Raw genomic sequence first — 23,675 nt, 5'->3', positions numbered from 1 at the left:
CTCCAAGCTCGTCCTCGTCGTGATCTTCCTCGTCGCCATCGGCCAGGTCTCCGCCCCCATCGAGGCGGACCTGGCATCCATCTCCGACCCGATCGCCGGCGTCGCGCTGATGTTCATCGCGGCGTTCGCCCCGTACATCACGTACAAGTTCCTGTCCTTCGTCGGGTTCGACATGTACCACGCGATGTCGTCGGAGCAGGAGGCGAAGTCGGCGCTGAACCGGCCTGTCCCAGTGCCGTCTGCGCCGAAGGCTGACACGGCCAAGAAGGTACTCGACGGCAGCACCGACTCCGGCAGCGCACCCTCGAACGGTGGCGGAGGAGGCGGTAGTCCAACACCGCCGCCTACCTCCTCGTCGGCGGCGCCCACCAGTGCGGGAGCCGGCACAGCGGGCACAGGAGCCGCCGCTTCCTCGACAGGGGCAGGAGCGGGAGCTGGCACCGCCGCTGGTGCCGGGGCCGGGACAGCGGGCGCTGCGGGTGCTGGTGCAGCCGCCGGCCCTGTGGGTGCTGCGGTCGTCGTCGGCGGTGCGGTGGTCAAGGGCGCGGCGACCGCCGGCCCGAAGGCCGGCAATGCGGTCGGTGGAGCGGCCGACAGTCAGGCAGGCGCGGCCACGGAGCAGGCATCCCCGCCGCTGGTTCCACCATCGCAAGGCACCCCGCCGCAGCGTCCCGCACCGTCGACGCCGCCCCCGGCCGCTCCGTCCTCGGCGCCGCCGTCCGGGCCGTCCACCGGCTCGGCGGAGTCCTCGCCCGCGCCTCGGCGCCGGTCGGACCCGCCACCTCCGCCGTCGTCCAAGCCGACCGGGAAGGGGTGACCTGCGATGTCTACGAACACGCACGCGAACAGTGACTACCCGTTGGCGGCGGTGCAGTTCTCCCGGCTCACCAAGCGCGGGATCATGCTGGGCCTGTCGCTGCCGCAACTCATCGTCCTCGGCATCGCCGTGCTCACAGTCGTCTTCTCGCTCTACCTCGGCGGCGGCCTGGCCTTCGCCTGGACCGCCCCGGTATGGGCCACCGCAGCACTGCTCGCGGTGATCCCCGCGGGTGGGCGGAAGGTGATCGAGTGGGTGCCCATCGTGGCCCGCTGGATCGCCCGCACGTATCTGGGGCAGCTCATTTATCGGCGCCGCGTCATCAAGCCGAGACCTGCCGGGACGCTCGCGCTTCCGGGTGATGCGGCACCGTTGCGGGAATGGGAGGACCCCGAGACCGGGGCGGCGATGATCCAAGACCCGCACGCGCAGACGCTGACTGCGATCCTCGGCGTCTCGCATCCGGCGTTCGTGCTCCTCGATCCCGGTGAGCAGCAGCGCAGGGTCTCCGGGTGGGGGCGCGTCCTCGCCGCGGCCTGCCGTTCGGGGCGCATCGCCCGCATCCAGGTGTCGGAGCGGACGCTGCCGGACTCGGGAACGGGGTTGGCGGAGTGGTGGCGCACGCACGGCACCGACGACGGGTCCTGGGCCGCGACCACCTACGCCGAGCTGATCGAGCGCGCCGGCCCCGCCGGGGAACGCCACGCCACGACGATCAGCCTGGCGCTGGACATGAAGGCCGCGAGCCGGCAGATCAGGACTTCCGGTGGCGGGATGCGCGGTGCCGCCGCGGTGCTCCGGCAGGAGATGACCACGCTGACGACGGCGCTGCGCGCAGCGGAGCTCACCTCGACGGGGTGGCTCACGCCCGGCGAGGTCGCCGTCATCCTGCGTTCGGCGTACGACCCGGCCGCCGCTCCCGCGCTAGAACGGCATGGCGACCTCGGGCGGGATCTGGCGACGGCGGGCCCGGTAGCGGTGACCGAGACGTGGGATCGGTTGCGGTCGGACAGTGCGTTCCATGCGGTGTTGTGGATCAGTGAGTGGCCCCGCTCGCAGGTCTACCCAGGGTTCCTTGCCCCGCTCGTGCTGTCCAACGGCATCCTCCGCACCCTCGCCCTGCACTACACGCCGGTGCGCGCCGATCAGGCCGCGCGGGACCTGCGGAAGAAGAAGACCGAACTCATCAGCGACCAGGCGCAGCGGCGCAAGATCGGGCAGATCGAAGACGCCGCCACCAGCGCCGAACTGGACGACGTCCTCCAGCAAGAGGCGGACCTGACCGCCGGGCACGGCGTCCTGCGCGTCTCCGGCCTCGTGTCCGTCTCCGCGCCGACCGTCGATGAGCTCGACGCCGCGGTCGCCGCGGTCGAGCAGGCCGCGATCCAAGCCTCCTGCGAGACCCGCCGCCTCGTCGGCCAGCAAGCCCAGGCCTTCACCGCCGCTGCGCTGCCGCTGTGCCGGCCGGTCTGACCCGGCGCACCTGCCCACCAACCATCCGACGCTTCTGTGAGGAACAACGCTCATGCCTACCTTCGATAACCCCGTCGCGGACGCCACGGAGGCGTCCGCCGCGTTGCGGGGCCTGGCCCACGCAACCCGCCAGTTCACCGACCCGGCCGACACCTACCCAGTGATCGGTGACCTGCTGTCCGGAGTCCGGTCGCTGCGGCAGGTACTGGATCAGCTCGCCGCCGCCCATATCGCTCCCCGTGCCCGCGCGCACGACGACGCCGGGAACCAGGCCACCGGCGCGACCTCGGCCCTCGCGGCCGCGGACGAGCTGCACCAGGCCGGCACACTCCTGGACTCCGTGGCCTGGCGGCTCGACGCCGCCTCCCAGCACTCCGGGCGTATCGCCTGGCACCCCGCACCCGACCCCGCAGACGCGGGGGCGGGGCGTACGAGCGTGCAGGCCGGGACGCTCACGCTGACGGTGTGGCCGGACGAGCCGCTGGGCCAGCACCAGCGCTACGCCTACCTCATCGAGCACCGGGACAGCGGGCAGAGCATCCAAGGGCGGGATCTGTTTACCGGGGCCGGCGCGCCTGTCTCACCGGAGCGGGCGCTGCGTGACCTCGCCGCCTACCTGACCGCAGCAGGCGATGCGCACCAACACGCCACCGACAACGGCACGGCGTATGAGGGGCCGTTCGATGAGTGGACCGCCGACGTCGCCCGGCAGAACTCCGACGCCCTGACCGAGCTGGCCGACCGCGGCCCGCAGGGCCCTGCGCCCACCGTTGGGGAGGCGGCGGGCGTGCGGTGGATCAGCGTCGTGTTCCTCCAAGGCTCCGAGGCCTACGAGGTGCTGGACCTCATCGACCGGGAGGGCACGGACGCGGCGATCGAGCACCTGGCCGGGTTCGACTACGGCGAGGAGACCGTACAGACAGCGCTCGAGAACGGCTACGTCTACGACGAGCCCCCGACCGGTGCCCTCGACAAGGTAGCGACCCGAGACGTCTACACCCTCACCTACAACCCGTTCCTCGGCCACGTCTCGCTACTGCGCGAGCACGGCGCCCTGCCCGACCCGGCACTCCTCGGCATCGACACCCCGATTCCCGCGCCCGCGTCGACCGCGGCGTCGGCGCGCGTCGCACACCAGCCTGCACGCGCGAACACCCAGGCGGCGAACCGCGAGCGCGGCGCGGGCGACTGGTTCACTCGACGCCCCGGTGCCGCCACGGCGCAGGGCCGGGGGCTCGCGCTGTGACCGCGCAGGACGAGGGCCGCCTGCACACGGCCGTGCTCGTCGGCCCCGAAGGCGAACGACGCCGGGCCCGTAAGGACCGCCGGCAGGCTGCGACCCGAATCGAGACCACCGCCCGCAAGGCACGGAAGGCCGAGGCGAAGGCCCTGTGGGAGGCGGAGCAGGCCGAGCGGCGCGCGACGACCTACCTGCCCGCCGCTGGCGAGCCGGGGCCTGCGGCGTTGCGCACGCCGGGCCGGTTCCGTCTCCCCAAGCACCAGGACACGAGTGCGACGTTGGCTGGGCAGTACCCGTTCCTGGCCGAAGGCGGCCTCGGATCGGAGGGGATCTTCGTCGGGCAGGACCTCTACTCCGGCGGGTCGTTCGTCTACGACCCGTGGGTGCTCTACCGGCGCGGGATCATCACCGCCCCCAACGTCGTCCTGGCCGGCATCGTCGGCTCCGGCAAGTCGAGCCTGGCAAAGTCGCTCTACACGCGCTCGCTCCCGTTCGGACGACGCGTCTACGTCCCCGGCGACCCGAAGGGCGAGCACACCGCCGTCGCCGAAGCCGTCGGTGGACGCGCAATCATCCTCGGCCACGGCCTCTCCAACCGCCTCAACCCTCTCGATGAGGGCCATAGGCCATCCGCGGTGTCCGACAGCGAGTGGGCGATGCAGGTCGCCTCCCGCCGCCGCGACCTTATCGGCGCCCTCGCAGAGACCGTGCTGGACCGGGCGCTGACGCCGTTGGAGCACACCGCGATCGACCTCGCCCTCCAAGACGCGGTACGGAGCGCGGAGGTTCCGATCCTGCCGATGGTCGTCGACCGCATCCTTACCCCAACCTCGGCCGACGACGCGGATGGACGGCTCGCGGAAGACGGTCGGCTCGTCGGCCACGCCCTGCGCCGACTCGTCGCGGGCGACCTCCAAGGACTGTTCGACGGCCCGTCCACGGTCAGGTTCGACCCGTCCCTGCCAATGGTGTCCCTCGACCTGTCCCGGGTCGCGGAGAACAGCACCTTGATCTCGGTGCTGATGACGTGCTCGTCGGCGTGGATGGAGTCGGCCCTGTCCGACCCGGCAGGCGGGCAACGCTGGGTGATCTACGACGAAGCCTGGCGCCTGATGGCCTACCCGTCCCTCCTGCGGCGTATGGACGCCCAGTGGCGGCTCGCCCGGCACTTCGGAATCGCGAACATGCTGATCTTCCACAAGCTCTCCGACCTCGACAACGTCGGCGACCAGGGCTCCGCCATGCGCGCCCTCGCATCGTCGCTGCTGGCGAACGCGGAGACCAGGATCGTCTACCGGCAGGAAGCCGACCAGCTCGGCTCCACCGCAACAGCGCTCGGCCTCACGGGCACTGAGCAGAAGCTGCTTCCCGGCCTGGGGACCGGGCAGGGGCTGTGGCGCATCAAGGACCGCTCCTTCGTCGTGCAGCACCAACTCCACCCCGCCGAGTTCGCCGCCTTCGACACCACGAGCCGCATGATCGCAGAAACCGGGAAGTTCACCGTTGAGAATGACGAACCGTCGGCCTCGCTGACGGTTCCCGCCGCGGGCGGTGCGGCGTGATGGCCCGGCCCCGCTATAAGCGCACGATCATGCCCGCGTCTGTTCACCGTGACGAGGTCGAGGCTGTGCCGGTCGTTCTCCCGCTCGTGGTCATCACGATCACCGACGACGGACGCATGACGGTCACCGTCGACGGCGTGCCGTTCGAGCCGGAGCCGTTCGCGCCTCCGTGGCGACGAGAGGACTTCGCCGCCGTCCTCGACCAGCTCACCGAACAGCGCCGCTCGCCGGTGCGGGTCGAGGTGCGCGAAGCGGACGGAAGCACGTTCACCGACATCATCACTCCGACCAGACGCCGCCGCACCGAACCAAAACCCGCCCCCGCACCTGAGCCACCGGTCGCGAGTGCTCCGCCCGAACTCGTGGCGCTCCACGGCGAGGGGTTCGTGCCGGGCGAGGACGTGGCGATCGCCGTCGTCATCGCCCACGGCGATGCCGCCCCGGACGGCGCGATGCGCGGCCTGCTCACCGCCGGCCAGCTCGCCGTGAGCCCGACCCGAGAGGTGATCCTGCTCGGCCGCGTCTCCGGGACGCTCACGATCGGGCACCCCGAATGACCACCCCGAGGCCGACGGGATCGCTCGGGGACGAGCTGAGCAACCTCGGCATCGGCCTCCTCATCGGCGCCGCGATCCTCGCCGCCATCCTCCGCGGCGCCGGCTCGGTCGCCGCGTGGATCACCGGGACCGGGCAACCCGCCGGCGGAGTCGAGGCCGGGTTGGGCGTGCTGCTCAACCCCGGCGACCCGGCGGCCGCGCTCGGCGCACCCGGTCTGAACGTCGTGGCGTACTGGATCACCGCCGCCGTCCTCATCCTCGCCGCCGCTGGCGCAGGGTGCTGGGGGTGGCGGTTCTTCCGCGAGCACGGCCGACAGGTCAAGAACGACCCCTACCGCATCCCCGGTATCGCCACCCGCACCGAGGTCACCAAGGCCGCCTCCGAGACCGCGCTGCTGCGCCGGGCCGGGCACCTGCGACCCTCGCTCCACAAGCCGACACCGGAGGACGTCGGCTACCGGATCGGCCAGTCGCGCGGCAAGAGCGTGTGGGCATCGGTGGAGGACAGCATCCTGCTGATCGGCCCGCCCCGGTCCGGGAAGGGCGCCCACATCGTCATCAACACCATCCTCGACGCACCCGGCGCAGTCGTCACCACCTCGACCCGGCCGGACAACCTCACCGCGACTCTCCGCGCCCGCGAGCGCATCGGCCCGGTCGCCGTGTTCGACCCACAGCACCTCGCCGAAGGCATCCCCGCAGGCCTCAGATGGTCACCCATCCGCGGGTGCGAGGACCCGCTGACCGCGATGATCCGCGCCACCGGACTCGCCGCCGGCACCGGCCTGTCCGCAGGCGGAGTCGAAGGCGGCGGGTTCTGGGAAGGCAAGACCCGCACCGCCCTCCAAGCCCTGCTCCACGCCGCTGCCCTCGACCGTCGCCCACCGGGTGAACTGTTCCGGTGGACCCTCGACCCATCCGCCGCCGCGGACGCAGTCGCGATCCTGACAGCGAACCCACGAGCGGCTGTCGGGTGGGCGGAGTCGCTACAGGCGATGATCGACTCCGACCCGAGAACCCGCGACTCCATCTGGCAAGGCGTCTCCCTCGCCCTCGCCGCCCTGGCGGACCCGCGCGTGCTCGACGCCGTGTCGCCGCGCGAAGGCGAGAACTTCGACCCCGAAGCCTTTCTCCGTGCCCGCGGAACGCTCTACCTGCTGGCGACCGGCGCCGGCGCCAACAACAGCGCGGCGTTGGTGGCGGCGTTCGTGGAAGACGTCGTGGAAGCCGCCCGCCGCATCGCCGCCGGAAGCCCCGGCGCGAGGCTCGACCCGCCCTTGCTGCTCGCCCTCGATGAGGTCGGCAACCTCGCCCCCTTACCGTCACTGCCCACGCTCATGGCCGAAGGCGGCGGCACCGGGATCACGACCATGCCCGTACTCCAAAGCCTCGCTCAGGCGCGGGAGAAATGGTCGGAGAACGCCGCCGGCGCGATCTGGGACGCCTCCATCGTCAAGATCATCCTCGGCGGCGCTTCCAACAGCCGCGACCTGCACGACCTGACCACGCTCATCGGCGAGCGCGACGAGGTGACCGACTCCACCACGGTCGGAGACCACGGCTCCCGCTCCGCGCAACGCTCCATCCGGCGCGTCCCGATCATGCCGCCCGACACGATCAGGACGTTGCCGTTCGGGACTGCGCTCGTGCTGCTGCGCTCCGCGCCGCCCATAGTCACGAGGATGCGGACCTGGCTCGACCGGCCGGATGCGAAGGAACTGCGGGCCGACCGGGCCGGCATCGAGGCGCTGCTGCAACGCCGTCCGCTGGAGGAGCCGGGCGCACCTGCCTGACACAAGGGCGGCCCCGGCTGTGGGGCCGCCCGTCGATGTCAGAAATGAGGACAGTCCGATGGCTCTCCACACGCAGGAATCCCTCTCCGGGTTTATCGCCTCCGACCCGCAGCTCACCTACACCGAGCGCGGCGACGCGCGCCTGTACGTCAAGATCGGCCAGGAACACTACCGCCGTGAGGAGGACGGGTCGTTCACGCAGACCGAGACGACCTTCCACGACCTCGTCGCGTTCAAGAAGACCGCCGAACGCGCGCACGACCGCCTCGCCAAGGGCGACAAGTTCGTCGCAGAGGGCTACGTCCGCGAGTACGACCACACCACGCCGGACGGCGAAGTCGTCAAAGCCGAGGAGTTCGTGGCGAAGAAGCTCGGCCACGACCTCGCCCGCACCCGCTACGAGGTCAAGCGGACCCGCCGCCAGCCCGCCGTCACGCGAGAAGCCGCGGGGCAGTCCGTCGATGCCGAGGCGCGCCGCGAGGCCCGCAACGCCGCACCGGCGCTCGGACTCTGACCGGCGGTGACCATGATGAACGAGAACGACAGCGACGCGCCGGACCTGGGTGACGAGCCCGACCTCGATGAGGCGCCCGAGGAGTTTGAGGGGTCGTTGCTGCCCGAGCCGCCGCACCCTATCAACTGGAACCTCCTGACGAGCGAGGAAGCCGAGGCCGAGTGGCTGGAGCTGAATAAGTGGGTCAACTGGCTCCGCACGACATATGGTCTGCCCGCATCGGTGGTGCCGCCGTTCTGGCACCGCCACCCCGAGCTCGTCTGGGAGCTCTCGGCCCTGCACCTGCACTGGCTGGCCGCCTACGACAGCGAGCAGAACGCCTCCGCGCCGCTCGGCTGGCACCGCGACTTCGCCGACGCCAGACAGCGGCTCAGGGATTGGGTCGCCGCCTGCGGCACCCGCCTCGACCGAGACCGCCCCACCCGGCAGACCGTCTGGCCCGGCGAGGACCCGGCAGAGCCCGTCGAGGACCGGATCATCGCCAACCGCGACGAGGACTTCGTGCAGTTCGTCCTCGATGACGTCGCCGCCCGCAAGCAGGCCGAGGACGAGTTCTACGCCGGCCTCGACCCTGCCACTGGGGAGTTGCGCGACTGATGGGCACCTACGTCAAGAAGACCGACCGGCGCCGCTATGAGGACCGTTCATTCTCCGTACGCGCGGTACATCGCGAGGACGCCGACTTGCACAAGCTCGCCGAGGTTCTGATCCGGCTGACCTTGCAGGAGACCGGCCGATCGCGCGCCGAGCGTCGCGCCGCCGCAATACCGGAGACCTACCGTCCGGCAATGGTCGCCGACCAGGCATCCGGGTAGAATCGAGCACAAGCAAGCCTCGCGTCGACGTGGTGTTGTGGTCCCAAACCCCGCTCCGGCGGGCAACGTTTACGTGGCCGTTCCGGCCTAGTCCTAGAGCTTTCGGGCTTCCTCTCACGATCAGCACCCCTCGGGCGTTCAGCCCGAGCGCGAGGGCCGAGATTTCGTGAGAGCAGGCCCCCATGAGTACCACGTCCGCGCGCACTCCAGACCCGGTGCGCAGTCTCATCGAACCGCCCCAGGGCACCGCACTCGCGGTGTCCTACCTGCGCGTCTCCACCAAGGAGCAAGCCGAGAAGGGCGGCACCGATGAAGGCTTCTCCATTCCCGCCCAGCGCGAGGCCAACCGCCGCAAGGCCGAACAGCTCGGCGCGGTCATCGTGAAGGAGTTCATCGACGCGGGCGAGTCCGCCCGCAAGGCCGACCGGCCCGAGCTGATGCGGATGATCCAGTACGTCAAGCGCAACCGTGTCGCGTACTGCATCGTCCACAAGGTCGACCGGCTCGCCCGCAACCGCGCCGACGACGTAACGATCCACCTCGCCTTGCAGGAGGCCGGGGTCATGCTCGTCTCCGCGACCGAGAACATTGACGAGACCCCCAGCGGGATGCTGCTGCACGGCATCATGTCCACGATCGCGGAGTTCTACTCCCGCAATCTCGCCACCGAGGTCATCAAGGGCATGACGCAGAAAGCCGCCACCGGCGGCACGGTCGGCAAGGCACCGATCGGCTACCTCAACATCCGTTCCCGCGACGAGCTCGGCCGCGAAGTTCGCACGGTGCAGCTCGACCCCGACCGGGCACCGCTGATTGAGTGGGCATACAAGGCATACGCCTCCGGGAACTGGACCGTCAGCCAGATCCACGACGAGCTGACGTCGCGAGGGCTGGTCAGTCTTCCCACCCCGAAGCGGCCCTCGAAACCGCTCGCTGTGTCCTCGGTACACCGAATGCTGACGAACCCGTACTACAAGGGCGACGTGATCTACCGCGGCGTCGCCTACAAGGGTGCGCACCAGCCGCTCGTCCCGGCCGAGGTCTGGTACCAGGTGCAGTCCGTCCTCACCGCGCACAAGAGCGCATCCGAGGCAACCCAGGTGCACGACCACTACCTGAAAGGCACCGTCTACTGCGGGGCCTGCGGGTCCCGCCTCATCGTGTCAAACGCGAAGAACCGACACGGCAACGTCTACCCCTACTTCGTCTGCTCAGGGCGGCACTCCAAGCGGACCGACTGCACGAGGCAGGCCATCCTCATCGAGGACGTCGAGCACTTGATCGAGAACTACTACCAGCGCGTGCAACTCACCCCCGCCCGACGCGAAGCTCTGGCCGGGATGCTGCACCACGAGTTCGACCGGCTGATGTCCGCCGAAGCCGACGAACTCGCCCAGCTCACCGCGAACCGCGACCGCCTGGAGCACGAGCAAGACCGGCTCATGCAGGCCCACTACGCCGACGCGATCCCGCTCGCCGTCCTCAAACGGGAACAAGACCGCATCGCCGGAGAACTCGACCAGGTGAACCGCCGCCTCGACGCCCACCACGGCGAGTACACCGACGCCCGCGCGCACCTGGACGACGCCCTGAACCTGTTGGAGAACTGCGCCGACATCTACGCCCGCTGCGACGACGCCAACCGGCGCCTGTGCAACCAGGCCTTCTTCACCAAGGTCTACATCGAGGAGGACGACGAACTGCGCGTCGAGAACAACCGGCCCTTCGAGATGCTGCTCGACCCCGAGGTCAACGCCGACGCGCTCACCTGGGCAGAGAACGCCGACAAGGCCCGAACCCCAGCCCTTGATTCCTCGGGCCAAGGTTCGAGCCTTGTGCGTTGGGTGCCCCCAGTGGGACTCGAACCCACACTGAATCGATTTTAAGTCGACTGCCTCTGCCGATTGGGCTATAGGGGCGACGGCTAACAGTCTAACCGAGTCAGCGCCGCCCAACGCCCTCCGCCCACAGCAGTGCACCCGGAGACACCTGACTTGACGGCACACCCACAGAACACTCGTGGGGACCCCAGACAGGATCCCCACGAGCGGCGTTCTCAGCTCAGATGAGCGTCACGGTCAGCCCTTGGCCGGCTCCTTCTTGGGGGCCGGCTTCGAGTGTGCGGCGTCGACGAACGACTTGCGCGGCACATCGAGGTCCTTGAGCGGCATAACGTCGCGGCCGAAGACGACGTTGAGCGCCCAGTTTCCGAACACCCGGACCTTCCGGTCGATGGTTGGGATGGCGTAGCCGTGGTAGCCGCGGTGCATCGCCCAGGCGAGCACGCCGCGGGCTTCGAAGTCGCCCATCTGCGAGACACCCTTGTACAGGCCCAGACCGGCAACCGTGCCGATGGTCTTGTGGAAGTACTGGCGGAACTCGGTCTCACCGCGCAGCGCAGCGAGCACATTGGCAGCCAGCACCGGGGCCTGGCGCACAGCGTGCTGAGCATTGGGTACGCAGTAGCCGCCCACGCCGCCGCCGGAAAGGTCCGGCACAGCAGCGTTGTCACCAGCAGCCCAGGCGCCTTCGACAACACCCTCATCGCCCTCGACGCGCAGGTCGGCGCGCACGGTGACGCGGCCGCGCTCATCAAGGGGCAGATCGGAATCGACGAGCACCGGGTTGGCCTTGACACCGGCGCTCCACACGACGGTGTCGCAGTCGAACTCCTCGCCGTTGGACAGCTGGATGTGCTTGTTGGTGCAATCCTGCAGGAAGGTCTCGAGGTAGACGTCGATGCCGCGCTCGCGCATGTGCTCGACGACCCAACGGGCCTGAGCCTCGCCGACCTCGGGCATGACGCGGCCCATCGCCTCGACGAGGACGAAGCGCAGGTCAGCCTCGGTCAGGGTCTCGTACTGGGCAACGGCGGCACGAGCCATGTCCTCGAGCTCAGCGAGGATCTCCATGCCAGCGAAGCCGCCGCCGACGAAGACGAAGGTGAGCAGCCGGCGGCGCTCTTCGTCGTCTTCGAGCAGGGAGGCCTCGGAGATGTTGTTCAGGACGTGGTCGCGCAGGGCAACGGCCTCTTCGATCCGCTTGAGGCCGATGGCCTCTTCGGCCAGACCCGGGATCGGCAGGGTGCGGGCCACCGAGCCTGCAGCGAGGATGATCTGGTCGTAGTCGAGCTCGAATGGCTCATCGCCCTCGGGTTCAACGGTGACGAACTTGTCAGCGTGGTTGATCGACCGGACGTAGCCGGTGACGACCTCCGCACCCTTGAGGTTGCGGCGCAGCGGCACGACGGCGTGACGCGGCTCGATCGAGCCGGCTGCCACCTCGGGCAGGAACGGCTGATAGGTCATGTAGGGGTTGGGGTCGACGACAGTGACCGTCGCTTCGCCGCGACCCAGGTTCTTCAGCAGATTCTGGGCGGTGACGAGGCCGAGGTAGCCGCCTCCGACGATGAGAATACGAGGACGCAGTTTGCTGTTTCGAATCAGTGCCATAACCCCATTCTAGCGACCGCCCCAAGGTTTGTGAAAACTTTCACTTTCCCTCCGGGGTGATGTCAGATCCCCCGTCAGACGGCCGCACACGCCGCATCCGCGCAACCGCGGCAGTGATGAGTCCCGCACCGGCCAGCACCCCCGTGATGAGCACGGCCGGCCCTACCGCCGAGGCGGTGGCCGGTGTGATCTGCGCTTCGCCTTCAGGGGAAGTCTCCTTGCCGGAATCAGCTCCCGGCTCGGCCTGTTCGGCCGTTGCCGGTGCCCGGCGGTGCATCGTCACCCAGTCGGCCAGCTGCTGCCTGGCCTGCGGGACGTCGGCGGGCACATCGGCGCTGAGCGCTGCGCCTGGGGCGAGGCGGCCGTGGCCGACGACTGGGTCGGGCTGCTCGGGTGTCGTCGTGCCGTCGTGACCGGGGACCGGGGTGGCTGTGGTGTAAAGCTTGGCGACGACCTCATCGGCGGACAGATCCGGGTCATTGCTGCGGATGAGAGCGGCGACCCCGGCGACGACGGGTGCGGCGAACGAACAGCCGTCGCCGGTGCCGTACTCGCCGCCGGGCAGCGGGACGGGGATGTCCTCGGCCGGTCCCATGAGATCGACGGCGATGCCCGGGGCGGTCGATTCGGCGCGCACCTGCCCGTTGGCGCCCAGCCCGCCGACACCCACCACACCAGGCACAGTCGCCGGTGCCCAGGCTCTGCGCGCGCCCTGTGAGCGGTTGCCGACACAGGCGATGACGACGACGTCGTGCTCGAAGGCGTAGGCGAAGGCCTCGTCCCAGTCTGGGTCCCAGGTCGGGTCGTCCCAGCCCAGGGACATGTTGACGACATCGGCTCCCTCGTCGACGGCCCAGCGCAGCGCGGCCGCGGCCTGCTGCCGGGACGGCGGGGAGCTCTCAGGCCGGTTGCTACCCAGCCACATCGAGGCGGAGAGCAGGTCGGCGTCCGGGGCCACGCCCATCGGCCCTGGCCCGGAGCCGTTGCCGGCGATCACGCCTGCGACGGCGGTGCCGTGGTGGATGATCGACCCGTCCCCGAGAGGGGTGGTGCCGTCCGCACCGGTTTCGGAGAAGTCCTTGGCCTTGACAACGGTGTCGGTGAGGTTCTCATGCGCGGCATCGACGCCGGAGTCGATGACAGCGACCGTCGTGCCCTTCCCGGTCGTCGCCTTCCACATCTCGTCAATGCCGTAGTCGGCGATGAACCATTGGCCGGGTCCTGCCTCGGGTTCGGCCGCCTGCGCCGGGCCCGAGGCGAGAGTCGCCTCGGCAAGTCCCGCGCCGGTGGCCAGCGCAAGGGCCGCGGCAGCGGCGGCGAGCTTCTGCCCGGCAGCCCTGCCAGCCCAGGCAGCCCTGACTCGCCGGGCGCGCGGGAGGCCGGTGGCGTCTCGGTCGGCGACGGTCATGTCGGCTGCCTTCAGTTGCCGGCTCGCTGGCTGAGGCCGATGGCGATGCCGTCGAGGATGTCGGTCTCGCTCGCGTAGATCGCAGGAGGCTGCTGGGCATCAGAGGTGATGCGGTCGATGAGCCTGGCGAAGATGAGCGCCCCGGAACCGATGACGTCGACGCGGCCGGGGTGCATGAACGGCAGTGCGGCCCGCTCAGCCCGCGGCATGTGCAGCAGATCATGGCAGGTGGCCTGCAGCTGCTCGGGTTCCAGCCGTGCGGCGTGGATCGCCTCGGGTTCATAGGCGTTGAGTCCGAGCAGTGCGGCGGTGACAGTGGTGATCGTGCCGGCGACACCGATGACGGTGCGCACACCGGAGACGTCGACATCAGCACAGGCGGCATCGTAGGCGGCGTCGACATCGGCGACCGTCGCCGCGGTCTCAGCATCAGTCGGCGGGTCGGAGCTGAGGTGGCGTTCGGTCAGGCGCACACACCCGATGTCCATGCTGTGCGCCCCGGTCAGCTCAGCCCCGGCGGGCCCGACTGCACCGGTGACGAGTTCGGTGGAGCCGCCGCCGAGATCCATGACGAGGAACGGGCCGGTCGGTGCCGGGTCGGCGGCCGCCTGCACGCCGACGGTCGCGCCGGTGAAGGACAGCTGCGCTTCTTCGATGCCGGTGATGACCTCCGCCTCAACGCCGAGGCGTGCGCGCACACCGGCGAAGAACGCTGCCCGGTTGGCCGCATCCCGGCTGGCAGACGTCGCAACGAAGCGCACATGTTCCGGCTCGTGGGCGCGGATGAGCTCGGCGTACTCCTCGCAGGCGGCGAAGGTGCGCTCTAAGGCTTCGGAAGCGAACCGGCCGGTGGCATCGACTCCCTGGCCGAGGCGCACGATGCGCATCTCGCGTACGACATCGCTCACCTGCAGCGGCCCGCCGTCAGCGGGGGCGGTGATGTCGGCGATGAGGAGGCGGATGGAGTTCGTTCCGCAGTCGATGGCAGCAGATCGGGTCATGCCATCCAGCTTAGACGCCGCAGGGCAGCTTGCCGGTCCAGGTGACTCACACCTCGGCGACGGGCGGCACCCCGTCCATCATCGACAGGGCGAGGTCGCCGACCGGGTTGACGCCTGGCCCGGCGGCCAGGGCGTGGCCGACGAGCGCGTGGAGGCACTTGATACGGGTGGGCATGCCGCCGGCGGAGAAGTCATCGATCTCAGGCACCTCGCCGATGCCTGCGTCGATGCCGATCTGCCGGCGGGCCTCCAGATAGGCGGCATGGGCCTTGTGGTAGGCGGCCTGCATGTCTTCGTCCTCGGCGAGCTGCTCGCTCATCTGCGCCATGACGCCGGCGGCTTCGAGCCGGGAGCATTCGGTGACGTAGTCCGGGTGCGTGAGGTAGAAGGTGGTGGGGAACGGGGTGCCGTCCTCCAGCCGGGGCGCGGTGGCGACGACGAGCGGCTCACCGGTCTTCGAGCGTGCAGCGACGCCGACGACTCCGCGCGGGATCCGGCCGAGCTGGGCGCGGATCGTGTCGAAGTCCGCTTCGGTGCATTCGGTGATCATGGGCTCTCTTCTGTTGCGAAACCGACGGCCTTGAGAGAATCTACCAGCTCGATGTACCACGGCTGCCTGCGCACGGTGCGCTTCTCCCCTGCCCCGGCCTCCGCGGTCTCGGTGGCGACCTCCTCGCCGGTGTCGTCGATGACGATGTAGACCTCTTCACCGTCCTTGGCGTAGTGGTAGTCCTCGCGGGCCCGCTGAGCGAGGTAGGCGGGATCCTTGAGCTGCTCCTGCCGCTCCTTGAGATCGGCGACCTCCTGCTCGGTGACCTCGATGTCGCGCTCCAGGGCGGCGATCTGCTGGTACTGGGCGATCCCGGTCGAGATCGAGGGCAGGAACATCGTCAGCAGCATCGCGGCGATGACGCCGAGGATGATGGTGCGCGCCGGCAGGCGGCGCCCGGCCGCGGTCGCGTCGATGTCGGTGCCTGAGAGGTCGACGACCGGCTGGGCTCTGCGTGTGCGGGCAGCAGGCGCCTGGGCCTTGGCGGATTTCGGCTTGCGGGAGGCAGCGGACTTCCGCTTGGCAGCCAGGGCGCGGCGCTGTGCTGCAGAGGACGTCGGAGCCATTGCCACCTCATGAGCTGATCAGGGGAAGAAAGGTGTGTGGCACCAAGTCTGCCTGGCCTCGCAGCCGACAGCCTTCATTTCGTGCGGCGTGTTCGCACGAGCACGTGCGAGATGCGCCTATACGCACCCCGGCAACCGCCCCACAACCCACGTCGCGCGCCCCATGCACGAGGTGGGGTGCACGCACGGTCGTGCACCCCACCTCGGGAGCGGGTCGCCTCAGCCGCACTCGCCTGGCGAGGCGGGAGTGCAGCCGGTGGTCGGTCGGTGTCAGTCGCGGAAGCGCGGGAAGGCCGAGCGTCCGGCGTAGCGGGCGGCATCGGCGAGCTGCTCTTCGATGCGCAGCAGCTGGTTGTACTTCGCGACGCGCTCCGAGCGGGCCGGGGCGCCGGTCTTGATCTGGCCGGCCTGTGTGGCCACGGCCAGATCGGCGATCGTGGTGTCCTCGGTCTCACCGGAGCGGTGGGAGATCATGCAGGTGTAGCGGTTGGTCTGGGCGAGCATGACCGCATCGAAGGTCTCGGTCAGCGAGCCGATCTGGTTGACCTTGACGAGCAGGGAGTTCGCGGCACCGGATTCGATGCCGCGGCGCAGCCGCTCGGGGTTGGTGACGAACAGGTCGTCGCCGACGATCTGGACCTTCTCGCCGAGTTCGCCGGTGAGTTCGATCCAGCCGTCCCAATCGTTCTCATCCAGCGGGTCCTCGATGGACACGAGCGGGTAGCGCTCGACGAGGTCGGCGTAGTAGGCGGTCATGTCGGCGGCGGTCTTCGTCTCGCCTTCGAACTGGTAGGCGCCGTCCTTGAAGAACTCGCTGGAGGCGACGTCGAGGGCGAGCGCGATGTCCTTGCCGGGCTTGCGGCCGGCCTTCTCGATCGCTTCGATGATGAGGTCGAGCGCCTCGGAGTTCGACTCCAGGTTCGGGGCGAAACCGCCCTCATCGCCCAGGCCGGTGGACAGGCCGCGATCCTTGAGCACGGCCTTGAGCGCGTGGTAGACCTCGGTGCCCCACTGCAGGGCTTCGCGGAAGCTGGCGGCCCCGATCGGGGCGATCATGAACTCCTGGATGTCGACGTTCGAGTCGGCATGCGAGCCGCCGTTGAGGATATTCATCATCGGCACCGGCATGATGTGGGCGTTCGGGCCGCCGAGGTAGCGGTACAGCGGCAGGTCTGCAGACTGGGCGGCGGCGCGGGCGACGGCGAGTGAGACACCGAGGATGGCGTTGGCGCCGACCCGGGACTTGTTGTCGGTGCCGTCGGTGTCGATCATCGCCTGGTCGATGAGGCGCTGCTCTTCGGCTTCGAAGCCGGCGATGGCGTTGTTGAGGTCGTCGAGCACGGCATCGACGGCCTGCTGGACGCCCTTGCCGAGGTAGCGCTCGGGGTCGGAGTCGCGCAGCTCGACGGCTTCGAACTCACCGGTCGAGGCACCCGAGGGCACGCCGGCGCGGCCGACTGTTCCGTCTTCGAGCAGCACCTCGACCTCGACGGTCGGATTGCCGCGGGAGTCGAGGATCTCGCGGGCATTGGCAGCAATGATTTCGGCCACTGTGGTCTCCTTCAAGCCTGATGCATCGGCTGTGGGGCGGGAACGGGGTCTACGCGGATCAGCTTAGTCGACGTGTGCGGGGCGGACGAGAGCGGCGCGCAGCTCGTCGACCGCCTCGGGGTTCATGCCGTGGGTGCACAGGTAGCCGGCCACTCCCCCGTATTCGTCATCGAGCCGATCGAGCACTGCGGTGATGAGGCCGGCCGGTGCCTGGGTGGCGGTGTTCGAGATGTCGGCGACGATCCCGGCCTGAGCGAACTTCGCGCCGAGTGCTGCGACGAACTCGGCGCCGAGATAGCGCTCGGTCATCGTGTAGTCGGTCACGACGTGCTCGCGGTCGACGTCGAGCAGGCTGAGCACGAAGGCTGAGAGCACGCCGGTGCGGTCCTTGCCGGCCGAGCAGTGGATGAGCACCGGGGTGCGCACGCGCTCCGCGATCGTCTCGACACCGGCGGCCAGGCGGGGCCCGAATTCGTCGATCATCGTCTGGTAGATCGTCGGCAGGCTGTGATCGGGCAGTTCGACGCGCGCGGCGTTCGGGTCGAGCGGATAGTAGCGGTTGTCGAAGACCGGCAGTGAGATGTGCTCGACGTCGAGCCCGTTGAGGGCATCGGGGGCGCGGTGGGATTCGCGCTCTTCGCGCAGGTCGATGACGGTAGCAAGGTTCAGCTCACGCAGCGCTGCCCGGGATGCGTCGGTGAGGTTGTGCAGGCCGTCGGAGCGGTACAGCAGCCCGCGCGCGACGGTGCCGCTGCTGGTCGGCCAGCCGCCGATGTCGCGGAAGTTGAACGTACCCGGGATCGGGATCCGCTCAGCGACGTGCATCTGCTGTGTCATCTCCACCCTCCACGGCCTGCCTGCGGGCCTGCTCGACGGCTGCGTCCTCCACTTCGGAGGTTACCCGACGCAGCGCGGCCTCGGCGTCGAGGCCCTGCGCGTAGGCCCGGCTCACGAGCGCGAAGAGCTCCCGGCCGAGTGCGGCTTCCGCTCCCGAGGCGGTGGGCGCCTGACCAGGGGTGGGCGCCTGACCTGGGGTGGTGGCCGAGCCCGAGGTGGTGGGGCCAGTGGTGTCCGGGCCTGAGGTGTCCGGTTGGTCGAGTGCGAGGCGTTCGATCCGGCCGAGCACCGCCTGGGCACGGGTGAGAGCAGGGACACTGGCGGGCAGGGAGTCGAACGAGGCGCGGGCGGCGGCCGCGGCCTGCTGGCCAGCGGCGTGCTCCCCAGCGGGATCGGGGTCGGGTGCCAGCTGCCGGGCGGCTGCGCGTTCGGCCGTCTTGATCGCTTCGTAACGGCGTTCGACTTCGTCGATGTCGACTGGCGCAGTCGAGTCGAAGACGTGCGGGTGGCGGCGGATGATCTTCTCTGTCAGCCGCGCATCGACGCGCCGGATCGCCGCAGGTGTCAGGGGTTCGCCCGGCAGATCCTCGTGGTCGCGCATCGAGGCGAGTGCCTGCCCGCCGGCGGCCTGCCGGTCGAGCAGGGCGGCGTGGAAGAGCACCTGGTAGAGCACATCGCCGAGCTCGACCTCCACCTCGGCGGCGGTGCGCTCATGCGGATCAGCGGCGTAGTCGTCAAGGGCGCCGATGAGCTCGTGGGTCTCCTCGATGAGGTGCTTCTGCAGCCCGGTGTGGGTCTGGGCGGCACCCCACGGGCAGCGCGCCAGCAGGTAGGCGACGGCCTCAGCCGCCGTCATGCCGGTGGTGTCCGGACGCTGCCAGCGCGGAGTGCTCATCCGTTCGTCTCCACCTTTGCACCGGCCTTCTCCTCTGACCCGGCCTTCTCTGCCGACCCGGCCTCCGCCTCGGGAGCGGGCAGGATCGCATCGAGGAACTGGTGCACCCAGTCGATGAGCTCCCGGTCGACGAGGTCCTTCTTGTCGAAGCCGACCCCTGCCTGCGGTTTGGGCACCTGGATGGCGCGCAGCGCCGGCTTGATGAGCGACTTGGGGTACAGGCGCTTGAGCCTGACGATCTGCGAATCGGCAAGCTCGACTGGCGCGAAGCGGATCGTGTTGCCCACCGACAGGATCTCCTGCACGCCGGAGGCACGGGCGCGGATGCGCAGCCGCGCGATCTCTGCCAGCACCTCGACCGCCTCGGGGTAGGGACCATAACGGTCGGTGAGCTCGGCGAGCACCTCGGCGATCTCGGCATCATCGGTAGCCGCGGCGAGCTTGCGATAGGCCTCCAGCCGCAGCCGCTCGTGCTCGACGTAGTCGGTCGGCAGGTGAGCGTCGATCGGCAGCTCGATGCGCATCTCGGCGACCTTCTCCTCGCCTTCGCCGCGGAAGTTCGCTACCGCCTCGCCGACGAGGCGCACGTAGAGGTCGAAGCCGACGCCTTCGATGTGACCGGACTGCTGGCCGCCGAGCAGATTGCCGGCCCCGCGGATCTCCAGGTCCTTCATCGCCACCTGCATCCCCGCACCGAGCTCGGTGTGGGCAGCCACGGTCTGCAGCCGGTCGTGAGCGGTCCCGGTCAGCGTCATGTCGGCTGGATAGAGGAAGTAGGCGTAGGCGCGCTCACGCGAGCGGCCGACGCGGCCGCGCAGCTGATGCAGCTGGGATAGGCCCATCCGGTCGGCGCGGTCGACGATGAGGGTGTTGGCGTTCGAGATGTCGATGCCGGTCTCGACGATCGTCGTGCACACGAGCACGTCGTAGCGCTTCTCCCAGAAATCGACGATGACCTGCTCCAGGCGCTGCTCGCTCATCTTGCCGTGGGCGACGGCGATGCGCGCCTCCGGGACGAGCTCGGCTAAGTGGGCGGCGGTCTTCTCGATGTCCTGGGTGCGGTTGTGGATGAAGAAGACCTGGCCTTCGCGCAGCAGCTCACGGCGGATCGCCGCAGTCACCTGCCGGTCCTCGTACCGGCCGACGTAGGTGAGCACCGGATGGCGATCCTCCGGCGGGGTCGCCAGGGTCGACATCTCCCGGATCCCGGTCACCGCCATCTCCAGGGTGCGCGGAATCGGGGTCGCCGACATGGCGAGCACGTCGACATTGGTGCGCAGCGCCTTGAGCGTCTCCTTGTGCTCAACGCCGAAACGCTGCTCCTCATCGATGATCACGAGCCCCAGGTTCTTGAACTGCACCTCACCGGAGAGCAGCCGGTGGGTGCCGATGACGAGGTCGAGGCTGCCGTCTTTGAGGTCGTTCTTCGTCTTCTCCGAATCGGCTGGGGACTCGAAGCGGGAGAGTCTACCGACGGTGACGGGGAAGCCGGAGTAGCGTTCGGAGAAGGTGTCGAAGTGCTGCTGGACGAGCAGGGTCGTCGGCACGAGCACGGCAACCTGCTTGCCGTCCTGGATCGCCTTGAACGCCGCACGAACCGCCACCTCGGTCTTGCCGTAGCCCACGTCGCCGCAGATGAGCCGGTCCATGGGGATCGGCTTCTCCATATCGGCTTTGACTTCATCGATGGTGGTCAGCTGGTCGGGGGTCTCCATGTAGTGGAAGGCGTCTTCGAGCTCACGCTGCCACGGGGTGTCCGGGCCGAAGGCGTGCCCGGAGGAGGCGCGGCGGGCCGAATACAGGTGGATGAGCTCGCGGGCGATCTCCTTGACCGCTCTGCGGGCTTTCGACTTCGTCTTCGCCCAGTCCGAACCGCCCATCTTGTTCACCGACGGTGATTCCCCACCGACGTACCGGGTGACCTGGTCGAGGGAGTCAGAGGGCACGTAGAGGCGGTCGCCGGGCTGGCCGCGCTTACTGGGCGCGTATTCGATGACGAGGTACTCGCGGGTGTGGGCCTGCGGCCCGCGGCCCATCGTGCGGGTGATCATTTCGACGAACCGGCCCACCCCGTGCTGTTCGTGGACGACGTAGTCGCCGGGTTTGAGGTCGAGCGGGTCGACCTGGTGGCGCCGGCGGCGGGCCGGCAGGCGGCGCATGTCCCGAGTCGAGGTGGCTGCGGCGCGGCCGAGCACATCGGCCTCGGTGAGGACGGCGAGCGTCATCTCCTCGATGACGAACCCGCCGAAGTCCGCAGCCGTCGTCACGGTCACCGCGCCCGAGGTAGTGGGCTCGGTGAGATCGTCGACGAACCGGGCCGGCACATCGGCTTCGGAGAACACCTCGACCATCCGCTCACCAGGGCCGCGGCCCTCCGTGAGAACCAAAACGTCCCAGCTGTCATGGACGAGTACGCGCACATCGCTGAGGATCGCCTCGACGTCGCCGGCGTAGCCGCGTGGTTGCCGGCCTGGCACCTCGAGTACGGTCTCACCGGTGGACTCGGCCAGTTCGGCATCGCGGGCGAAGCCGCCGATCTCCCACCACGGCAGGCTGCGCGCAGCGGCAGCCTCGCGGGTCTCCTCCAAGGTGCGGAAGCTGGCCGGCGACAGGTCGATCGGCACCTTCCCGCCTGCAGCGGCAGACGTCCACGCGGCGGCGAGGAACTCCTCGGTCGTGGCGACGAGGTCCTCAGCTCGGGCCGCGACCTTCTCCGGGGCGGTCACGAGGATCCGGGTGCCGGCCGGCAGGGTGTCGACGAAGGACTCCATCTCTCCGGCGAGCACCGGGGCGAGGGACTCCATGCCTTCGACAGCGACGCCGTCGGCGATCTTGTCGAGCATCTCAGTAGCCTGCGGCAGCTGTGGGATGAGGCTGCGGGCACGTTCGCGGACTTCGGCGGTCAGCAGCACTTCACGGCACGGCGGGGCCCATAGGGTGTAGACGGCGTCGTCAGCAGTAGGCAGGGAGCGCTGGTCGGCAACGGAGAACGGGCGGATCTCATCGACCTCGTCGCCGAAGAACTCGATGCGCAGCGCCTGGTCATCCGTCGGCGGGAAGATGTCGAGGATGCCGCCGCGCACCGCGTACTCACCGCGTCGGGAGACCATGTCGACGCGCGAATAGGCGAGGTCGGAGAGCTGTTCGGCGAGGTCGGCGAGTTCGACTTCGTCACCGACCTTCAGCTGCACGGGCTCGAGATCGCCGAGCCCTGTGACAAGCGGCTGCAGCAGCGCCCGGATCGGGGCGATGACGACGCTTAACGGTGCATCGCCGGGGTGGCTGAGGCGGCGCAGCACCGACAGCCGGCGGCCGACGGTGTCCGAACGCGGGGACAGCTTCTCGTGCGGCAGCGTCTCCCAGCTGGGGAATACCGCCACCGAGCTGGCGGGCAGGTAGTCGGCGAGTGCGCGTTCGAGGTGATCGGCCTCCCGGCCGGTGGCGGTGACGGCCAGCAGCGTCCCGGTCACGGCGGCCTCGGACATGAGCGAGGGCCACAGCCCGGTGATCGCGCTGATCGAACCGCCTGCCGTCGAGGTGTCAGCGAGCGCTGCCAGGGCAGCACTGTAGGCGGTGTTGGTTTGCAGCAGGCGGGAGATTCCGGTCACAGACACGCCGTAAAGTCTACTCGGCTTCCGTGTCCGGCGGGCTCGCTTAGGCGGTGAGGCTCATGACACCGGCACGGAACCTGCGGCCCGTGCTGCCCGGCTCCGCTGTGGAGGGCCCTATCAGTTTCGCTTGCGAGAATGAGCCCATGAGCTTCGAGCCCTCTGACCTCAACCGCACGCCTTCCCGGCAGACCGGATCGAGAATCCGGTCCGATCTCGCCCTGCCCGGTTCGAATGTCGGGGTTCGACTGCTGCAGCCGATCGTGCTGCTCGGGCTCATGTGGATCATCGCCGCCGCCGACTTCGTGCTGCCGGGTTCATTCAACGGTTTCGGAGTCCGCTCGTGGAAGCCGACTGGTCTCATCGGCATCGTCTTCTCTCCGCTGCTGCACTCGGGCTGGCCGCATCTGATCGCCAACACGATCCCGTTCCTCGTCCTCGGGCTGCTCGTCGCTGCCGAGGGCATCCGCCGCTACTGGTTCGTCACCGCCGTCATCGCCGTTGTCAGCGGGCTCGGCGCCTGGGCGGTCAACTTTCCCGGCACGCTGACCGTCGGCGCCTCGGGTCTCGTGTTCGGCTACTTCGGCTACCTCATCCTGCGCGCGGTCTTCACCGATTCGATCCTGCGCCGGCTGATGTTCGGCGTCATCGCCCTGCTCGTCATCATCCTCTACGGCGGCTCGATGCTCACCGGTGTGCTGCCGCTGTTCCCCGGCATCTCCTGGCAGGGCCACCTCTTCGGTGCGATCGGCGGCGGGCTGGCGGCCTGGATCGCCGGGCAGCCGCGCTGGCACTCCCTCAGCGGTGAGACCACCGCCCCGCGCCGCACCGGCGGACTGTACTGAGGGCCACGTCCTCACACCCGCCCACTGCCGAGTGAAGCTCCCCCCTCGCACACGCAGCCCGCCGCCACTGAGCAGGGCTAGAGGTGAGCAAAGTCAACGCCGAGCAGAGCTAAAGCTGAGCAAAGTCAATGGTGAGAAGGGCTAAAGCTGAGCAAAACGCAGAGCTGACCAAAGTTAGAAAAGTTATTCAT

The 23,675-nt window shown here is 69.2% G+C and carries 19 protein-coding genes, 1 tRNA gene and 1 pseudogene; 11 read left to right on the top strand and 10 right to left on the bottom strand.

The window, feature by feature from the left end; genetic code table 11:
- The 10 genes and pseudogenes from B4E96_RS04525 to B4E96_RS04480 all read left to right on the top strand — a co-directional run.
- Positions 1–817, top strand: a pseudogene (locus B4E96_RS04525) (conjugal transfer protein TrbL); the annotation flags it as partial.
- A gap of 6 nt (positions 818–823) precedes the next feature.
- Positions 824–2,290 carry an SCO6880 family protein gene (locus B4E96_RS04520; RefSeq protein ID WP_144317196.1) on the top strand — a complete coding sequence of 489 codons (1,467 nt, stop codon included), beginning with the start codon at positions 824–826 and terminating at the stop codon, positions 2,288–2,290.
- 52 nt (positions 2,291–2,342) lie between these two features.
- On the top strand, positions 2,343–3,536 hold the full coding sequence (locus B4E96_RS13360; RefSeq protein WP_211346237.1) for a hypothetical protein: 1,194 nt from the start codon (positions 2,343–2,345) through the stop codon (positions 3,534–3,536).
- A complete protein-coding gene (locus B4E96_RS04510) occupies positions 3,533–5,092 on the top strand; it encodes an ATP-binding protein (RefSeq protein ID WP_259804122.1) in 1,560 nt (519 codons plus the stop codon). Before B4E96_RS13360 ends, B4E96_RS04510 begins: the two co-directional genes overlap by 4 nt.
- Positions 5,093–5,121: 29 nt before the next feature.
- The gene (locus tag B4E96_RS04505) at positions 5,122–5,649 is read left to right on the top strand and encodes a hypothetical protein (protein ID WP_286956563.1); all 528 of its coding nucleotides are present in this window, start codon (positions 5,122–5,124) and stop codon (positions 5,647–5,649) included.
- The gene (locus B4E96_RS04500) at positions 5,646–7,442 is read left to right on the top strand and encodes a type IV secretory system conjugative DNA transfer family protein (RefSeq protein WP_144317199.1); all 1,797 of its coding nucleotides are present in this window, start codon (positions 5,646–5,648) and stop codon (positions 7,440–7,442) included. The genes B4E96_RS04505 and B4E96_RS04500 overlap by 4 nt, the downstream gene beginning before the upstream one ends.
- 58 nt (positions 7,443–7,500) lie before the next feature.
- Positions 7,501–7,956 (top strand): single-stranded DNA-binding protein, encoded by a 456-nt coding sequence (locus B4E96_RS04495; RefSeq protein WP_259804123.1) that lies wholly within the window; start codon positions 7,501–7,503, stop codon positions 7,954–7,956.
- 12 nt (positions 7,957–7,968) lie between these two features.
- Complete coding sequence (locus B4E96_RS04490; protein WP_211346259.1) at positions 7,969–8,553, top strand: hypothetical protein; 585 nt, start codon at positions 7,969–7,971, stop codon at positions 8,551–8,553.
- Positions 8,553–8,771 (top strand): hypothetical protein, encoded by a 219-nt coding sequence (locus B4E96_RS04485; protein ID WP_144317201.1) that lies wholly within the window; start codon positions 8,553–8,555, stop codon positions 8,769–8,771. The genes B4E96_RS04490 and B4E96_RS04485 overlap by 1 nt, the downstream gene beginning before the upstream one ends.
- A 182-nt stretch (positions 8,772–8,953) precedes the next feature.
- A complete protein-coding gene (locus tag B4E96_RS04480) occupies positions 8,954–10,657 on the top strand; it encodes a recombinase family protein (RefSeq protein WP_144318553.1) in 1,704 nt (567 codons plus the stop codon).
- On the opposite strand, the gene B4E96_RS04475 is transcribed toward B4E96_RS04480, so the two are convergent.
- The 10 genes from B4E96_RS04475 to mfd all read right to left on the bottom strand — a co-directional run bounded on the left by B4E96_RS04475 (position 10,617) and on the right by mfd (position 22,645).
- A tRNA-Leu gene (locus B4E96_RS04475) sits at positions 10,617–10,690 on the bottom strand. The two genes, B4E96_RS04480 and B4E96_RS04475, sit on opposite strands and share 41 nt — an antisense overlap.
- A gap of 159 nt (positions 10,691–10,849) precedes the next feature.
- Positions 10,850–12,223, bottom strand: a complete 1,374-nt coding sequence (locus B4E96_RS04470; RefSeq protein WP_286956559.1) for an NAD(P)/FAD-dependent oxidoreductase — start codon at positions 12,221–12,223, stop codon at positions 10,850–10,852.
- Positions 12,224–12,263: 40 nt separating this feature from the next.
- Entirely contained in the window at positions 12,264–13,631 is a 1,368-nt protein-coding gene (locus tag B4E96_RS04465; protein ID WP_286956558.1) for a S8 family serine peptidase, read from the bottom strand.
- Between the two features lie 11 nt (positions 13,632–13,642).
- Positions 13,643–14,632: a Ppx/GppA phosphatase family protein gene (locus tag B4E96_RS04460; protein ID WP_286956557.1), complete on the bottom strand. Its 990-nt coding sequence runs from the start codon at positions 14,630–14,632 to the stop codon at positions 13,643–13,645.
- A gap of 46 nt (positions 14,633–14,678) precedes the next feature.
- Complete coding sequence (locus tag B4E96_RS04455; RefSeq protein ID WP_286956556.1) at positions 14,679–15,182, bottom strand: DUF501 domain-containing protein; 504 nt, start codon at positions 15,180–15,182, stop codon at positions 14,679–14,681.
- The gene (locus B4E96_RS04450) at positions 15,179–15,748 is read right to left on the bottom strand and encodes an FtsB family cell division protein (protein WP_102163135.1); all 570 of its coding nucleotides are present in this window, start codon (positions 15,746–15,748) and stop codon (positions 15,179–15,181) included. Before B4E96_RS04450 ends, B4E96_RS04455 begins: the two co-directional genes overlap by 4 nt.
- A 270-nt stretch (positions 15,749–16,018) precedes the next feature.
- A complete protein-coding gene (gene eno, locus B4E96_RS04445) occupies positions 16,019–17,299 on the bottom strand; it encodes a phosphopyruvate hydratase (RefSeq protein ID WP_102163136.1) in 1,281 nt (426 codons plus the stop codon).
- 63 nt (positions 17,300–17,362) lie between these two features.
- Positions 17,363–18,136 (bottom strand): tyrosine-protein phosphatase, encoded by a 774-nt coding sequence (locus B4E96_RS04440; RefSeq protein WP_286956554.1) that lies wholly within the window; start codon positions 18,134–18,136, stop codon positions 17,363–17,365.
- On the bottom strand, positions 18,111–19,031 hold the full coding sequence (locus B4E96_RS04435) for a MazG nucleotide pyrophosphohydrolase domain-containing protein (RefSeq protein WP_286956553.1): 921 nt from the start codon (positions 19,029–19,031) through the stop codon (positions 18,111–18,113). Before B4E96_RS04435 ends, B4E96_RS04440 begins: the two co-directional genes overlap by 26 nt.
- Positions 19,028–22,645, bottom strand: a complete 3,618-nt coding sequence (gene mfd / locus B4E96_RS04430; RefSeq protein ID WP_286956552.1) for a transcription-repair coupling factor — start codon at positions 22,643–22,645, stop codon at positions 19,028–19,030. The genes B4E96_RS04435 and mfd overlap by 4 nt, the downstream gene beginning before the upstream one ends.
- A 140-nt stretch (positions 22,646–22,785) precedes the next feature.
- Here mfd and B4E96_RS04425 point away from each other — a divergent pair, with 140 nt between their 5' ends.
- Entirely contained in the window at positions 22,786–23,484 is a 699-nt protein-coding gene (locus B4E96_RS04425) for a rhomboid family intramembrane serine protease (RefSeq protein WP_286956551.1), read from the top strand.
- Positions 23,485–23,675: the final 191 nt, after the last annotated feature.

Origin of the sequence: Brevibacterium sp. UBA7493, from assembly GCF_002479565.1 — a bacterium.
In the GTDB taxonomy this organism is placed as follows: Bacteria; Actinomycetota; Actinomycetes; order Actinomycetales; family Brevibacteriaceae; genus Brevibacterium; species Brevibacterium luteolum.
Note: the sequence above shows the minus strand (reverse complement) of the source record. Positions and strands in the feature narration are given on the sequence as shown.

Coding starts and splice junctions, on each gene's coding strand:
- B4E96_RS04480 (WP_144318553.1), top strand. CDS start 8,954: ATGAGTACCACGTCCGCGCGCACTCCAGACCCGGTGCGCAGTCTCATC.
- B4E96_RS04435 (WP_286956553.1), bottom strand. CDS start 19,031: ATGAGCACTCCGCGCTGGCAGCGTCCGGACACCACCGGCATGACGGCG.
- B4E96_RS04505 (WP_286956563.1), top strand. CDS start 5,122: ATGCCCGCGTCTGTTCACCGTGACGAGGTCGAGGCTGTGCCGGTCGTT.
- B4E96_RS04490 (WP_211346259.1), top strand. CDS start 7,969: ATGATGAACGAGAACGACAGCGACGCGCCGGACCTGGGTGACGAGCCC.
- B4E96_RS04450 (WP_102163135.1), bottom strand. CDS start 15,748: ATGGCTCCGACGTCCTCTGCAGCACAGCGCCGCGCCCTGGCTGCCAAG.
- B4E96_RS04485 (WP_144317201.1), top strand. CDS start 8,553: ATGGGCACCTACGTCAAGAAGACCGACCGGCGCCGCTATGAGGACCGT.
- B4E96_RS04495 (WP_259804123.1), top strand. CDS start 7,501: ATGGCTCTCCACACGCAGGAATCCCTCTCCGGGTTTATCGCCTCCGAC.
- B4E96_RS04520 (WP_144317196.1), top strand. CDS start 824: ATGTCTACGAACACGCACGCGAACAGTGACTACCCGTTGGCGGCGGTG.
- B4E96_RS04455 (WP_286956556.1), bottom strand. CDS start 15,182: ATGATCACCGAATGCACCGAAGCGGACTTCGACACGATCCGCGCCCAG.
- B4E96_RS04440 (WP_286956554.1), bottom strand. CDS start 18,136: ATGACACAGCAGATGCACGTCGCTGAGCGGATCCCGATCCCGGGTACG.
- B4E96_RS13360 (WP_211346237.1), top strand. CDS start 2,343: ATGCCTACCTTCGATAACCCCGTCGCGGACGCCACGGAGGCGTCCGCC.
- B4E96_RS04460 (WP_286956557.1), bottom strand. CDS start 14,632: ATGACCCGATCTGCTGCCATCGACTGCGGAACGAACTCCATCCGCCTC.
- B4E96_RS04465 (WP_286956558.1), bottom strand. CDS start 13,631: ATGACCGTCGCCGACCGAGACGCCACCGGCCTCCCGCGCGCCCGGCGA.
- B4E96_RS04425 (WP_286956551.1), top strand. CDS start 22,786: ATGAGCTTCGAGCCCTCTGACCTCAACCGCACGCCTTCCCGGCAGACC.
- B4E96_RS04470 (WP_286956559.1), bottom strand. CDS start 12,223: ATGGCACTGATTCGAAACAGCAAACTGCGTCCTCGTATTCTCATCGTC.
- B4E96_RS04500 (WP_144317199.1), top strand. CDS start 5,646: ATGACCACCCCGAGGCCGACGGGATCGCTCGGGGACGAGCTGAGCAAC.